Annotated in this window: 12 protein-coding genes; 9 read left to right on the top strand and 3 right to left on the bottom strand. The window is 59.8% G+C overall.

Annotation, left to right across the window (positions count from 1 at the left end; translation table 11 throughout):
* The first annotated feature begins 70 nt into the window (after positions 1-70).
* Positions 71-1,357, top strand: a complete 1,287-nt coding sequence (hisS, locus tag HMPREF2690_RS04535; RefSeq protein WP_070820282.1) for a histidine--tRNA ligase — start codon at positions 71-73, stop codon at positions 1,355-1,357.
* Here the strand turns inward: hisS and HMPREF2690_RS04530 are convergent.
* From HMPREF2690_RS04530 to HMPREF2690_RS04520, 3 genes are read right to left on the bottom strand one after another with little or no spacing between them, the layout of a single operon-like run.
* The gene (locus HMPREF2690_RS04530; RefSeq protein ID WP_070820281.1) at positions 1,344-2,738 is read right to left on the bottom strand and encodes an L-serine ammonia-lyase; all 1,395 of its coding nucleotides are present in this window, start codon (positions 2,736-2,738) and stop codon (positions 1,344-1,346) included. The genes hisS and HMPREF2690_RS04530 overlap by 14 nt on opposite strands.
* Before the next feature lie 53 nt (positions 2,739-2,791).
* Positions 2,792-3,514, bottom strand: coding sequence for a CBS domain-containing protein (locus tag HMPREF2690_RS04525; protein ID WP_070423083.1), 723 nt, complete (start codon positions 3,512-3,514; stop codon positions 2,792-2,794).
* Between the two features lie 16 nt (positions 3,515-3,530).
* Positions 3,531-4,451, bottom strand: coding sequence for a KPN_02809 family neutral zinc metallopeptidase (locus HMPREF2690_RS04520; RefSeq protein ID WP_070451349.1), 921 nt, complete (start codon positions 4,449-4,451; stop codon positions 3,531-3,533).
* Between the two features lie 169 nt (positions 4,452-4,620).
* Here HMPREF2690_RS04520 and aspS point away from each other — a divergent pair, with 169 nt between their 5' ends.
* From aspS to HMPREF2690_RS04480, 8 genes are all read left to right on the top strand, one after another.
* The gene (gene aspS, locus HMPREF2690_RS04515) at positions 4,621-6,432 is read left to right on the top strand and encodes an aspartate--tRNA ligase (RefSeq protein ID WP_070423235.1); all 1,812 of its coding nucleotides are present in this window, start codon (positions 4,621-4,623) and stop codon (positions 6,430-6,432) included.
* Between the two features lie 8 nt (positions 6,433-6,440).
* Positions 6,441-7,781, top strand: a complete 1,341-nt coding sequence (locus HMPREF2690_RS04510; protein WP_070423085.1) for a phosphotransferase — start codon at positions 6,441-6,443, stop codon at positions 7,779-7,781.
* A 4-nt stretch (positions 7,782-7,785) separates the two neighbouring features.
* A complete protein-coding gene (locus HMPREF2690_RS04505; protein ID WP_070816222.1) occupies positions 7,786-9,150 on the top strand; it encodes a replication-associated recombination protein A in 1,365 nt (454 codons plus the stop codon).
* A 71-nt stretch (positions 9,151-9,221) separates the two neighbouring features.
* On the top strand, positions 9,222-11,891 hold the full coding sequence (gene alaS / locus HMPREF2690_RS04500; RefSeq protein ID WP_070820280.1) for an alanine--tRNA ligase: 2,670 nt from the start codon (positions 9,222-9,224) through the stop codon (positions 11,889-11,891).
* Positions 11,892-12,002: 111 nt separating this feature from the next.
* The gene (gene ruvX / locus HMPREF2690_RS04495; protein WP_070423088.1) at positions 12,003-12,491 is read left to right on the top strand and encodes a Holliday junction resolvase RuvX; all 489 of its coding nucleotides are present in this window, start codon (positions 12,003-12,005) and stop codon (positions 12,489-12,491) included.
* Between the two features lie 2 nt (positions 12,492-12,493).
* Positions 12,494-13,645, top strand: coding sequence for an endolytic transglycosylase MltG (gene mltG, locus HMPREF2690_RS04490; RefSeq protein WP_070451356.1), 1,152 nt, complete (start codon positions 12,494-12,496; stop codon positions 13,643-13,645).
* Positions 13,646-13,665: 20 nt separating this feature from the next.
* A complete protein-coding gene (locus HMPREF2690_RS04485) occupies positions 13,666-14,505 on the top strand; it encodes a shikimate dehydrogenase (protein ID WP_070771039.1) in 840 nt (279 codons plus the stop codon).
* Between the two features lie 56 nt (positions 14,506-14,561).
* Positions 14,562-14,981 carry a prepilin peptidase gene (locus HMPREF2690_RS04480; protein ID WP_070451359.1) on the top strand — a complete coding sequence of 140 codons (420 nt, stop codon included), beginning with the start codon at positions 14,562-14,564 and terminating at the stop codon, positions 14,979-14,981.
* The last annotated feature ends 34 nt before the right edge of the window (positions 14,982-15,015 follow it).

The following is a 15,015-nucleotide window of genomic DNA, read 5'->3' as shown; positions in this document are numbered from 1 at the left end:
CAACAGCGGTGGAAAGACCACAGCGACAAGTGCGCCCGCACAGGGGAGAGGTTGGTTAGACTAAGGCCTCGTGAGTGAGAATCAAGCCGAGCAGTTCCAAAAACTTTCCGCACCGAAAGGCGTGCCCGATTATGTGCCGCCCGCCTCGAGTGCGTTCATCCATGTCCGCGACGAGTTCGCGCGCCAGGCACGGATCGCTGGCTACCAACACATTGAGCTGCCGGTGTTCGAAGACACCACCTTGTTTGCCCGCGGCGTCGGTGAATCTACTGACGTAGTGAGCAAGGAGATGTACACCTTCGAGGACCGCGGTGGCCGTTCGGTAACGCTGCGTCCCGAGGGCACCGCCGGCGTCATGCGCTCCTTCATCGAGCACAACATGGACCGCGGTTACCTGCCCGTGAAGCTCAACTACTACGGACCGTTCTTCCGCTATGAGCGCCCGCAGGCCGGACGCTACCGTCAGCTGCAGCAGGTGGGCGTGGAAGCCATTGGTGTCGACGATCCGCTGCTCGACGCCGAGGTGATCGCCTTGGCAGACCGCAGCTACCGTGCGATCGGCCTGAGCGGTTTCCGTCTGGAGATCACCAGCCTCGGCGACAAGAATTGCCGCCCGGCCTACCGCGAGAAGCTGCAGAAGTTCCTGTTTGATCTCCCACTCGACGAGGAAACTCGCCACCGTGCTGAGATCAACCCACTTCGAGTGCTCGACGACAAGCGTGAGGCGGTCCGAGAGATGACCGCCGATGCGCCGTTGATGCTGGATCACCTTTGCGACGAATGCCGTGCCCACTTCGACGCCGTCACCGCGGCGTTGGATGACTTCGGCGTGCCGTACGTCATTAACCCACGCATGGTTCGTGGTTTGGACTACTACACCAAGACCACCTTCGAGTTCGTCCACGATGGCCTCGGCGCACAGTCCGGCATCGGTGGCGGTGGACGATACGACGGCCTGATGGCCCAGATTGGCGGCCCGGACCTCTCCGGCATCGGCTACGGTCTCGGCGTTGATCGCGCGGTACTCGCCCTCGAAGCTGAACGCGTCGAGCTTGAAGCAGCAGCCCACCGTGTCGATGTGTTCGGTATCGCGATTGGCGACGAAGCACGAGTGAAGATGAGCAAGCTTGTCGACGAACTCCGCGCGGCCGGTATCAGCGCCGACATGGCTTACGGCCACCGCGGGCTCAAGGGCTCAATGAAGGGTGCTGACCGCGCGGGCGCACGCTTCGCGCTGGTGCTCGGCGAGCGTGAGCTGGAGGCAGGCGAGGTTGCAGTCAAGAACCTCGCCGAGCACTCACAGGAGGCCGTTGCGCTTTCCGCTGAAGCGGTCGCGCAGGCAATCAGCACTCAGTAATGTTCACGGGCAGGCCGAGCTGGACTGCGAGGCCACCCATGGACGTTTCCTTGTACTGAGTCATCATGTCGCGGCCGGTGGCTGCCATGGTCTCCACCACGTCGTCGAGGGTGACGATGTTGGTGCCATCTCCAAGCTTTGCCAACCGTGCCGCGTTGATGGCCTTTACGCCACCAATTGCGTTGCGCTCGATGCACGGAACCTGGACCAGACCGCCCACAGGATCGCAGGTCAGGCCAAGGTTGTGCTCGAGCGCGATTTCTGCGGCGTTTTCAACCTGCTCAGGGGTGCCGCCAAGGATTGCGCACATGCCAGCAGCGGCCATCGAAGAAGCCGAACCGACCTCACCCTGACAGCCAACTTCTGCGCCTGAAATCGAGGCGTTGGTCTTGATGATCGATCCGATCGCACCCGCCGTAAGCAGAAATTCGCGGGCGCGCTCAGCAGTGAAGTCGTCGGTGAAGTCGCGGCAGTAATGCATAACCGCGGGGATAATGCCGGCTGCACCGTTTGTTGGCGCGGTAACCACCTGGCCGTGAGCCGCGTTTTCTTCGTTCACGGCAAGCGCGTACAGGTTCACCCATTCCATAGCGTCAAGCCCACGGGCAGTGGATGCTTCGTACTCTGCTGTCAGTAGACGGTGAAGACGGTTCGCGCGACGCCTTACGTTCAACCCACCTGGGAGGATTCCTTCGGTCTTCAGGCCATGCGCGACGCATTCCTGCATGACGTCCCACACCGCATCCAAATGGGAGTTGAGTCGCTGCGCCCCGTGGATCGACTCCTCGTTCGCGCGCATGATTTCTGCGATTGTCATCCCATGTGTTCGGCACTGCTCCATGAGCTCGGCGCCATTGTTAAACGGGTAGGGGACCGTCGCAATTTCACGAGCGGATGCAACACCGGATTCTTGTCGGTGAGCTTCCATCTCCCAGCGATCCAGAATGAAGCCGCCGCCGACAGAGTAATAGTCCTCGCGTTCGGCGATCATGGTGCCGTCTGTGTCCCACGCATCGAAGATGAGACAGTTCGGGTGCTCGGCCACCGGTGCCGGGTCGAAGCGAAGCTCGTACTCCACGCGCCCTGTCGGGCCTTCGATCACGCCTGTGGAAGGGATCGGCTCCCCAGGTTTTGGAGCAATGTCTGCAGAAGTGGTGGTGGGGGTGTACCCAACCAGCCCGAGCAACGCAGCACGGTCGGTGCCGTGGCCGACTCCCGTGGCGGCGAGGGAACCACGCAACTCTACGACAACCTTCGCCGGTACCTTCCCGAGGTTCTCCACAAACGTCATTGCAGCCCGCATCGGGCCAACGGTGTGAGACGAGGATGGACCGATGCCGATACTGAACAGGTCGACAACACTGACAAAGTTTGCTGACATGCGGCGAATCCTACCGCAGAAACCGGTTGTGGCTCGTCGATAAGCGGGATGCGCTACTGCGCTTGAGATAGTGCAGGGATGTCGGTTGCCCCCAAAACCGAGATCGGCCGCTGGTTTGCCTTGCCGTGCTCGGTAATGATGGCCAGGCGAGGCACCGCGCCGGTTTCCAATGGAGTACTCAACGCATCAACAGCACGTGCGGCGGTTACGGTCCGTGGAAGAAACACCGGGTGGTCGAGTTTGCCACTGTGGGTGAGCACATCGCGAACGGTGGTAGCGGGAATGCGGTCATCATCTGTCAGTTCCGCCGCCACCCAGCGCGCGATTGCATTCGTGGTGAGCAGCCCGACGCACTTGCCTTCGTCGTAGATCGGGAATTGCGTTAGTCCCTGTGTCGCGATTGTCTTCAATGGCTCATGAATGTCCGTCTCCGGCGTAAACGTCACCACCTTCTGGTGTGGGACCACCTCAAGGGCCAACGGCGGGGAGAGTATCGCGTCGCGCAAATGCTCGATTGTTTGAACCGTCTCGGGGAGCGGCTCTGCAATCGGGCGGAGATTGTCGTACTCCCCATGGCTAATCGCGTTGCGCAGATCCGCAAACTCACGCAAGGTCTCGGCCTGGTCGCGAGCAAGAATCCCTTTCTTTGCGGCGAGGCCCACCATCCACGTAAACGAATCGGATCGTTTGGCATCCAATTCGCTGCGCAAATGCGACTCGATCGAATTGAAGGCGGCGAGGAACGGGATAGCGCGGTTTGGTGCGGACTTGGTCATAAGCGAACGGTGCCTTTTAGTTGTAGACACCGCGGTTGAGCGTGTCGCAGGCGGCCATCTGTCCAGAGTTGTATCCGGAATTAAACGCTTCCATACGCTGCTCAGAGGAGCCATGCGTCCACGCATCCGGGTCGACGTCGCCGCCTGAGCGTCGTTGAATGTTGTCGTCGCCAATCGAACGGGCGGTCTGCAGTGCCTGCTCGAGCTGTTCGTCGGTGATCGGTTCCAAAACGCCCTGCTCGGCAGCATGTTTTGCCCAGATTCCGGCGTAGCAGTCCGCCTGCAGCTCAATTGCGACAGCCGCAGAATCCTGGCCTGGGTTCTTATAGTCGCTCAGCCCCAACGTTCCTTCCAGATGCTGGATGTGGTGGCCGTACTCGTGGGCAGTTACGTACTCCTGAGTAAGCGGACCGTTCGCGCCGCCGAGTTGGCCCAGCTGCTCAAAGAAGCTCACGTCAAGGTAAGCGGTGGTATCGCGAGGGCAGTAGAACGGGCCGGTATCGGAGGTAGCGTAGCCGCAGCCAGTGGTGACATCGTTGCGGAAAAGCACCATATCTGCCGGCTCAAATTCGACATTCGCCTGCGCGGGGAGTACTTCGCTCCAAATCTGTTGGGCAGACCCGAAGGTTGCCGCCGCGCGGCAATCGTCGTAGGTGTTCGAGGATCCTTGTTCGTTGCAATGCTCGAGTGAGTAGTCACCCTGCGACTCAGACTGGGATTGAGAATTGCTCCCGCCGCCAAGGAGTCCATCTAACGCACCGCTGAAGTACAGCACCGCGAGCAATATCAAGATGACAGTCCCTCCGCCACCGCCGCGAAGCAGCATCGGAAGAATTGCCATTGCGCCGGGGCTGACCCCGCCGCCTCCGCGACCGGAGCCGGAGCTTGTCCTGACGTTGCCGCCCTGACCCTGCGCGTAATCACCACGAAATGTCATGGCTGAATTGTGCCAAAGATCCCTACCGAGTGTCGCGGTTGGGCCAAAACATCGTGTCTCGAGCGACTGGGGTGGTGTGGGGCGGACCTCGCCGAGGCACCACTCAGCCGGGGTAGGTAGACTTTGTCAGGTTAGATTCGCCATCACGTGGAAGGACGTGGAAGAAACCGTGCTGCGCACTCACCTTGCGGGGAACTTGAACAAAGAACTCGACGGTCAGACCGTCACGCTCACAGGTTGGGTGGCCCGCCGCCGTGACCATGGCGGGGTCATCTTTATCGATCTGCGAGACCGCTCTGGTCTCGCTCAGGTTGTATTCCGTGAGTCCGAAGTAGCGGAGGCTGCACACGACCTGCGCAGCGAGTTCGTCATCCAGGTCACCGGTGTGGTTGAGCCACGCCCGGAAGGCTCTGCGAACCCGAACCTTGCATCCGGTGAAATCGAGGTCAACGTCACTGACCTGAAGGTGCTGAACAAGGCTGCAGCCCTGCCATTCCAGATCGAGGATGCATCCTCCAATGAAGTTGGCGAGGAAGCACGTCTGAAGTACCGCTACCTGGACCTGCGCCGCGAGCGTCAGGCTAAGGCAATTCGCCTCCGCGCTAAGGCCAATCAAGCCGCCCGTCGCGTCTTGGACAACCACGACTTCACCGAGATCGAAACGCCTACGCTGACGCGTTCGACCCCGGAAGGTGCACGTGACTTCCTTGTTCCTGCTCGTTTGAAGCCAGGTTCTTGGTATGCGCTGCCGCAGTCGCCGCAGCTCTTTAAGCAGCTGCTGATGGTCGCGGGCATGGAACGCTACTACCAGTTGGCACGCTGCTACCGCGATGAAGACTTCCGCGCAGACCGCCAGCCTGAGTTCACCCAGCTCGATGTCGAGGCATCCTTCGTTGATCAGGACGACATCATCGAGCTGGCCGAGGAAATCCTCGTCGAGCTTTGGAAGCTGATCGGCTACGACATTCAGACGCCGATTCCGCGCATGACCTACAAGGAAGCGATGGAGAAGTACGGCTCCGACAAGCCGGACCTGCGCTTCGACATTCCATTGGTCGAGTGCACCGACTTCTTCAAGGACACCACCTTCCGCGTATTCAAGGCCGAGTACGTGGGTGCTGTTGTGATGGAAGGTGGCGCATCCCAGCCTCGTCGTCAGCTTGACGCATGGCAGGAGTGGGCAAAGCAGCGCGGTGCGAAGGGCCTGGCCTACATTCTCATTCAGGAAGACGGCGAGCTCACCGGTCCGGTGGCGAAGAACATCACTGACGAGGAAAAGGCTGGCATCGCTGCGCACGTCGGTGCGAAGCCGGGTGACTGCATCTTCTTCGCAGCAGGCGAAACCAAGGCGTCTCGTGCACTGCTTGGCGCAGCCCGCGGTGAGATTGCGCGCAAGCTTGACCTGATCAAGGAAGGCGATTGGGCGTTCACGTGGGTTGTGGATGCACCGCTGTTCGAGCCTGCTGCAGACGCAACCGCATCCGGTGATGTCGCGTTGGGCCACTCTAAGTGGACCGCAGTCCACCACGCGTTTACCTCTCCGAAGCCGGAGTTCCTGGACAACTTCGAGCAGAACCCGGGCGAGGCTCTCGCCTACGCATACGACATTGTGTGCAACGGTAACGAGATCGGTGGCGGCTCCATCCGTATTCATGAGCACGATGTCCAAAAGCGCGTGTTCGAGGTCATGGGCATCACCGATGAGGAGGCCGAAGAGAAGTTCGGCTTCCTGCTCGAAGCGTTCAAGTTCGGTGCTCCTCCGCACGGTGGTATTGCCTTTGGCTGGGACCGCATCGTGTCGTTGCTCGGCGGGTTTGAATCGATCCGCGATGTGATCGCTTTCCCGAAGTCCGGCGGCGGTGTCGACCCGCTTACCGACGCGCCTGCTCCAATTCCGGCTGAGCAGCGCAAGGAAACTGGAGTGGACTTCAAGCCGAAGAAGGTTGAAGACAAGGCAGACGGCGAAACGGACACGAAGTAGCCGATTGAATGCAGCCACCGCAGGAACCTGCTCCTGCGGTGGCGCACGACAAAGGGGACCGGATGCAGCCCGAGCAAGTAAGTGACGAGCAAGTCGTTGCAAGCGCTACAGACATTCTCACTCGCCGTTACGGCGGTGAGCAGTCGTTGTTTGAGGTTGAACGCCTTAATGGCTCCGGTCCCTCGATCGTGTTGAGGGCCCGTGTTAAAACGAACCCGTTTTTCCAGCAGCGCTCAGTCATCATTAAGCAGGCGCCGCCAACGGAGTCTGTCTTCGAAGAGGCGGCGTACCTTCGAGAGGTTGTCGCGTACCAATTCGCCACTTCCTTAAGTGAAAAGACCAGGCCTGGCCCTGCGTTGTTGGGCTACGACACGCAGCAACGCATCATTATCATCACCGACTCCGGTGATGGGGAAACTCTCGCAGAAGCGCTTGAGACTGCAAGCGAAGAGGACCACATCGCACTGTTGCGCAGCTTGGGCACTGCACTTGGCAGAATGCATGCAGGTACTGCCGATGAAGAGGAAGCGTTTAACGTCTTACTGCATCGGATGACGCGTTCACGGCCCAACGCTGCACCGCTGCAACGTTTGAGGGACCGGTTGCTGTCCCATCGGATCAGAGTTGGGTTGCGGATCATGCGTGAGGCCGGAATTGAGATTCCTCAAGAGGTCGTTCTCACGGCTCGTAACATCGAGCGCCGGCTGCTGCGTGGCGGTATGCGTGCTTTTACGCCGTTTGACCTGGCACCAGATAACGTCATTCGGTCTGGGAACTCGTTTCACTTTCTTGATTATGAATCTGCGGGCTTTCGGGATGTTTCATTCGATGTTGCCTACGTAGTTGCGCGGTTCCCGGTGTATTTGGCTTCGCAGCCGTTTAACGAGGAAGCGACCAAGGCGTTCGTCGATGCGTGGCGGATACAGGTCTCTGACCTTTGGCCAGGAGTGCAGCATCCGGATACGTTGCAGGCGCGCATCACGGGTGCACTGGTGGGGTGGGCGCTTAGTAGCGTCGCCATGTTGGAACCGAAGCCTATGGCCGCGTTGTTGCAGGATGATCCGACATTTGAGAAAGAGCTTGAAGCTGCTGGTCTTTCGGCAGGTGATATTCAGGATTTTGATCTTGTAGATGGGGTAGCCGAAGCCATTGGCGACGACGCCGAAGAGAATGCTGGCGTTGTGCTTCGACCGCGAGGTGGAGAACCATTGACCGAAGATGAGCTTCTCGTGCGACGTGATTTGCGCGAGACGTTCGAGTCGTTGGCAGCTTATGCGGGTAGCGGTAAAGACCCCGCATACGTTGTCGTTGCTGAGTTCGCGTCCGAGGTCGCAAGGCGGTTGCGTTAAGGCAATGGGCCAAGAAGAACTTTTCGCGGCTGCTTCTAGCAACGACGTTCCCGGTGCAGCATCGGGGAATAGGGGTACCTCATTTTTTGAAGCTGGCTCGACAGCACCGCTGGCCGCACGGATGCGCCCCCAGTCCCTAGATGAGGTAGCGGGGCAGAAGCATTTGCTCAGCGAGGGAAAGCCGCTGCGTCGGCTCATCGAAGGCTCTGGTGCAGCATCGGTGATTTTGTATGGTCCGCCTGGGACAGGTAAGACCACGATTGCATCGTTAATCGCAAAAACGATGGGGCAGAACTTTGTGGCGTTGTCCGCGCTGTCTTCCGGCGTGAAAGAAGTCCGCGCGGTTATCGACGAGGCGCGGCGTGACCTCATCCGCGGTGAGAAAACCGTGCTCTTTATCGACGAGGTCCACAGGTTTTCTAAAACGCAGCAGGATGCGCTGCTTGCGGCCGTCGAAAATCGCACAGTGTTGCTGGTTGCCGCCACGACGGAGAACCCGAGTTTTAGCGTTGTTGCTCCGTTGTTGTCGCGCTCGCTGCTGCTCAAGCTCGAGTCGCTTAGCGACGAAGACCTTGGCGGAGTCATCGACCGCGCATTGGCAGATGAGCGGGGGTTGCAGGGGCAGGTTTTGCTTGACGACGAAGCCCGCGCACAACTCATTCTGCTCGCAGGAGGCGATGCGCGTCGGGCGCTGACGTACCTCGAAGCTGCCGCTGAAGCTGTTTCTGGCGGTGGCACGATCACGCTGGAGATTGTGCGTGAAAACGTCAATCGTGCGATTGTTCGCTACGACCGCGATGGCGATCAGCATTACGACGTGGTCAGCGCCTTTATCAAGTCGATCCGCGGGTCTGATGTCGATGCAGCGCTGCATTATCTGGCGCGAATGATCGAGGCCGGGGAGGACCCCAGGTTTATCGCACGACGTCTGGTCATTCACGCTTCGGAAGATATTGGTATGGCAGATCCGACTGCGTTGCAGACTGCTACCGCTGCGGCGAATGCAGTGCAGTTTGTCGGCCTGCCAGAAGGGCGTCTTGCGCTAGCACAGGCGACAATTCACCTGGCTACGGCGCCGAAGTCGCCTGCCGTCATTAAGGCCATCGATCGTGCTTTAGCGGACGTGCGTGAGGGGCATGTGCCTCCAGTGCCGGCCCATTTGCGCGATGGCCACTATGAGGGCGCAAAACAGATGGGCAATGCGGTTGGATATGTCTACCCGCATGACGACCCGCGGGGAGTGGTCGAGCAGCAATATATCCCGGATGGGCTGGAAGAAGCGGTGTATTACGAGCCGACGGAACACGGCGCGGAGCGCCGAATTAGCGAGTTTATTGGTCGGTTACGCCGACTTGTTCGCGGGCGGTAGCCCAACTGTAGAGGAGTCGCGGGTAAAGTAAGCGCGGAAAAACTCCGGAGCAGTTGAAAGGACACCGAAGCGTGCAAACCCATGAGATCCGAGAGCGGTTTACCAACCATTTCGTTGAGGCCGGGCACACCCCGGTACCGAGCGCCTCGCTGATTCTCGACGATCCGACGCTGCTGTTCGTCAACGCAGGAATGGTGCCGTTCAAGCCGTACTTCTTGGGCGATCAGACCCCAGACTTTGCCAATGGCACGGCGACATCGATTCAGAAGTGCGTGCGTACCCTCGATATCGAGGAAGTGGGTATCACCACCCGCCACAACACGTTCTTCCAGATGGCTGGCAACTTTTCGTTTGGTCAGTACTTCAAGGAAGGCGCCATTACTCACGCGTGGAACCTGTTGACGGGTGCTGTTGCTGACGGTGGCTATGGCCTTGATCCGGAGCGTCTCTGGGTTACGGTCTTCCTTGACGACGACGAGGCGGCCGCAATCTGGCGCGACAAGATTGGCGTTCCGGAAGAGCGTATTCAGCGCATGGGCATGGAGGATAACTTCTGGTCCATGGGTATCCCCGGTCCGTGTGGCCCTTGTTCTGAGATCTACTACGACCGGGGCCCGGAGTACGGCAAGGAAGGCGGCCCAATCGCCGACGACAACCGTTACATGGAGATCTGGAACCTCGTGTTCATGGAGTCCATTCGCGGCGAAGGTGATAAGAAGGGCAACTTCGAGATTGTCGGCGAGCTGCCACAGAAGAACATCGATACCGGTCTTGGCATTGAGCGTGTGGCCTGCATCCTGCAGGAAGTAGACAACGTCTACGAGACGGACCTTCTGCGCCCAGTCATCGATGCAGCGGTAGAACTGAGCGGTTCGAAGTACGACGACGGCAACAAGGAAGACGATGTCCGCTTCCGCGTGATCGCTGACCATGCCCGTACCGGCATGATGATCATCCTCGACGGTGTTACCCCGTCGAATGAGGGCCGCGGCTACATCCTGCGCCGTCTGCTGCGTCGCATCATCCGCTCCGCGCGTCTGTTGGGTGCGACGAAGCCGGTTATGGAGACGTTCATGAACACGATCATGGACACCATGACGCCGTCCTTCCCGGAGATCGCGGACAACCGCGAGCGCATTTTGCGTGTTGCTGTTGCGGAAGAAAAGGCGTTTTCCAAGACACTGGAATCCGGCACGTCGCGTTTCGACGAAGCCGCAACCGCAGTGAAGGCTTCGGGTGCTGCTGTCCTGCCGGGTGATCAGGCCTTTGAGCTGCATGACACCTACGGCTTCCCGATCGACCTGACGGTCGAGATGGCGCGCGAGGCCGGCCTGGACGTCGATATGGATGCCTTTAACGCTGCGATGCAGGAACAGCGAGAGCGCGCGAAGGCCGACAACAAGGCGAAGAAGCACCGCAACGTTGACGAGTCGCTGTACCGCGAATGGGTTGACAACAACCCGACGGAATTCGTCGGCTACGAGCAGTTGGTCCACGACGGCACGGTCATTGGCCTCGTGCGCGACGGTGAGAAAGTTGGCGAGGTTTCCCAGGGCGACGAGGTCGAGGTCATCCTCGACGTCACCCCGATGTATGCCGAATCTGGTGGTCAGATGGCCGACCGTGGCCGCTTGATCATGGGGGACACGATCCTCAACGTCAACGACGTGCAGCGCGTGGGCAAGAAACTGTGGCTGCACAAGGCGACGGTCCAAAACGGTGGACTGGATCTCGGCTCGACGGTCACGGCTGAGGTTGACGGTGCGTGGCGCCACGGTGCCCGCCAGGCGCACTCCGCAACGCACCTCATTCACGCTGCGCTGCGTGAGGTGCTCGGCCCCACAGCAGTCCAGGCTGGTTCCTTGAACAAGCCGGGTTACCTGCGCTTCGACTTCAACTACACCGAGGCGCTGACCGAGGCACAACTGCAGGAGATTGCGACGATCACGAACCAGGCTGTCGACGCAGACTTTGCTGTCAACACCATTGAGACCACGCTGGACAAGGCGAAGGCCATGGGTGCGATGGCGCTGTTCGGCGAAAGCTACGGCGACGTTGTCCGCGTCGTCGAGATCGGCGGACCGTTTTCCGTCGAGCTTTGTGGCGGTACCCACGTGGAGCACGCCTCCCAGATCGGCCCGGTCGCCGTGCTTGGCGAGTCCTCGGTCGGTTCCGGAGCCCGCCGTATCGAGGCGTACTCCGGTATGGATTCCTTCAAGTACCTGTCGAAGGAGGCAGCGCTGGCTTCTGGCCTGGCTGCGGAGTTCAAGACGCCGACGGAAGATCTTCCGGACCGTATTGCCCAGCTTGCTGAGCGACTGCGTGCGGCTGAAAAGGAAATCGAGAACCTGCACCGTCAGCAGCTGTTGGCTTCCACTGCAAGCCTTGCGGAGGAAGCAGAGACCATCGGCGCGCGTCGCCTCGTCGCAAAGCAGCTGCCCGACGGGATCAACACGGGTGATCTGCGCACGATTGTTTCTGACCTGCGTGGCAAGTTGCAGTCCGAGGATGCGCTGATCGTGCTGACCTCGAAGGTTGGCGACAAGGTTTCTCTGGCGGTTGCAGCAACAAAGGCTGCAGTGGAAGACGGCATCAAGTCGGGAGACGTGGTCAAGGTGCTTGGCGAGTACGTCGATGGCAAGGGTGGCGGAAAGCCTGACCTTGCGCAGGGCTCTGGTGCGAAGCCCGAAGGCATTCCTGCTGCTTTGTCCGCTGTGCGTGACTGGCTTCGCCGGGACTAAGCCTCGCGTTCGCGGACAAACTCGACGCTGACACGCCGAATGCGCGTCCGACGAGACGCACAGCTAACGGCTAGGTTGAGACCAGGCCAGCAGACACGGAAAGGAGCAGCGATGAAGGTGGAGCCAGATCGCCCTGGGGTCGACGACCCCGGTGCGGGACGCCGACTTGGCATTGATGTCGGCACTGTGCGCATTGGCGTTGCCCGCTCCGACCGGGATGCCCGCCTGGCAACACCGGTCGAAACGATTGACAGAGTGACCGGCTTCAAGGACCGCGATGGGCAAGATATCGAGCGGATATTGGAACTCATCGCTGAGAATGAAGCAGTCGAAGTCATTGTGGGGCTTCCTCGTGATCTGCAAGGCAATGGATCAAAAAGCGTGAAACATGCGAAGGAAATCGCATTCCGTATTCGCCGGCGTAGCGATGTGCCGGTGCGGATGGCGGATGAGCGTCTCACCACAGTTGCTGCGACGCATTCATTGCGGATGTCTGGTGTGAATGAGAAAGCAGGCCGTGCGGTCATTGATCAAGCAGCTGCTGTAGAGATTTTGCAATCGTGGCTTGACGGCCGACTGAACTACCTCAAGGAGAACTAACCGTGTCTACCCGTGAAGCCGCACGCCGGCGTACCCGAGGCACCGCGGTGCTAGTCGCATCCATTTTGCTCATCATTGGCCTTGTCGCTTGGATTGCCGTCTTGCGCAACCTTTCGGGTTCGGCAGACTTTGAGGGTGCAGGCAACGGTGAGGAACAGGTCGTTCAAATCAAGGAGGGATCGAGCCTGTCAGCGCTTGGCCCAGAGCTTGAAGAGCGCGGCATTGTTGCCAGCGACGGTGCTTTCCAAACAGCGGCAGCGAATAACCCTGATGCGGGAAACATTCAGCCTGGCTTCTACAGATTGCAGGGCAAAATGAGCGCGAAGTCAGCGGTTGAGGCACTCCTTGATCCCGCGCAGCGCATCACCCCTCTGCAGGTTTACGGGGGTGCGACGTTGATGGATATCAACGTCGTTGGCGGCCAGACTCGGTTCGGTATTTTCTCGATGATCCAGTCGGCTACCTGTGGCGAGGAGGTAACACCGGATTGTGTCAACGTGGAGAAGCTGAACAACGCTGCGGCGAACAGTGATCCTGAGAAGCTCGGTGTGCCGGAGTGGGCTCGTGAAACGGTTGCTGCCCGTGCTGGCGACGCGAAGCGTTTGGAGGGCCTCATTGCCCCTGGTGAGTACATCATCGACCCGCACGCGAGCGCCGAGGATATTCTTTCGGATCTGGTGACGCGCTCTGCGAAGCAGTATGACGCAACCGACATTGTCAACCGCGCGCAAGTGATTGGCTTGAGCCCGTACGAGTTGCTTGTCGCTGCGTCCTTGGTTGAGCGTGAGGCGCCGGCCGGAGAGTTTGACAAGGTCGCTCGCGTCATCTTGAACCGTCTCGATGAGCCGATGCGACTGGAATTCGACTCCACGGTGAACTACGGGCTGCCGAGCGTTGAGGTTGCAACCACAGATGAAGACCGCAAGCGGGTTACTCCGTGGAACACGTACGCAATGGATGGCCTGCCGCAAACGCCGATTGCATCTCCGTCCATTGAGGCGATCGATGCAGTAGAGCACCCAGCTGACGGCAACTGGCTGTTCTTCGTCACCGTGGACAAGGACGGCACAACCATCTTCAACGACACGTTCGAGCAGCACCTCAATGACACGCAGCGCGCGATCGAGTCGGGCATCCTGGACTCGCAGCGTTAGTTATGGAGTCCTCGCGCAGCATGAACTCAGCCAAACCTGTGTCGGGGACTGTGACGAATCGGGCAGCGGTCCTCGGTTCACCGATCGAGCACTCCTTATCGCCGGTTCTTCACAATGCGGGTTACGAGGCGGCGGACCTCACTGGGTGGCATTACTCGCGCCAACAGTGTGTTGCGGATGATTTGGCTGATCTCGTCCGCAACGCCGATCCGAGTTTCCGGGGCTTTTCTGTAACCATGCCGTGCAAGTTTGCCGCTCTCGCGGTGGCGGATGAAGTCACTGACAGGGCACGTGAGATCGGCTCCGCAAACACGCTGACGCGTATCGACGACAACCGTTGGCGCGCCGACAACACTGACTGCGAGGGCGTGATTGCTGCCATTGGGGAGCTACTTGGTCCCGATTCCCCGGTTCACGCCGTTATCGTTGGCGCGGGCGGTACAGCGCGCGCAGTCATGTGGGCCTTGCGGCATATCGGAGTCCGTGAGGTAACCGTGGTCAACCGCACTGACCGCAGCGGGGAGTACACAGACCTTGCTGCGGGGATGGTGCTTAACTTCGTGGATTTCGAGGCACCTCTAGCGGACATTACGTCCGCATCGGACCTCGTCATTTCGACTGTCCCCGCCGGGGCAGCTGACTACGTGGCATCCGATCTTGCACACGCCCCGGTGTTTGACGTGATCTACGACCCGTGGCCCACGCGGCTCGCCGTAGAGGCTGCAGCGAACGGCTACCGCACCGTTGGTGGACTGTCGATGCTTGCCGGACAGGCGTACGCTCAGTTCGAGCAATTCACCGGTGTGGACGCACCGCGACAGGCGATGCGCGACGCGCTGATGCGGCACGCGAACTCGTAAGAAGCAGCTCGCTTGCCAGAGCGGTTCGAAGTACTCAACTTCGGTACGCTGTCCATATGGAATTCGGGGGAGTTTTGGGGGCCACTGTTGCTGCCTGCTGGACAGCGGCCCTGATGGTGTTTGATGTTGCGTTTCGGCGTCTGCCGAATGCGCTGACAGTGCCGCCGGCCATTGTGGCGCTGATTGCTTGCCTTCTCGCGCCATTTCTTGGCGAGGCGACGTTGCTGTGGGCACTGCTGTGGCCGGGGCTGTATCTGTTTTCGCCTCAGGGGGTCGGTGGTGGGGACGTTAAGTTGGCGCTGCCGCTGGCGATGGTGTGTGTGATCTCCGGAAAACTGCCGGCGGTACTCGTTGCGATTGGTGTGTCCGGCCTGCTCACAGTCTTAATGGCGTGGTTAAGTCGCAGCCGAACCGTCGCACATGGTCCATCGATGCTTGCCACAACGTGGCTCGTCGTAATGTATTTCGGGGTATAAGCACATCTATCGCAGCTGCTTGTGCGAGAATGTC

This window comes from Corynebacterium sp. HMSC034E11 (assembly GCF_001835905.1).
GTDB classification, from domain to species: Bacteria; Actinomycetota; Actinomycetes; order Mycobacteriales; family Mycobacteriaceae; genus Corynebacterium; species Corynebacterium coyleae.
The sequence above is the reverse complement of the archived record's forward strand: the minus strand, read 5'-3'. Positions and strand labels throughout refer to the sequence as shown.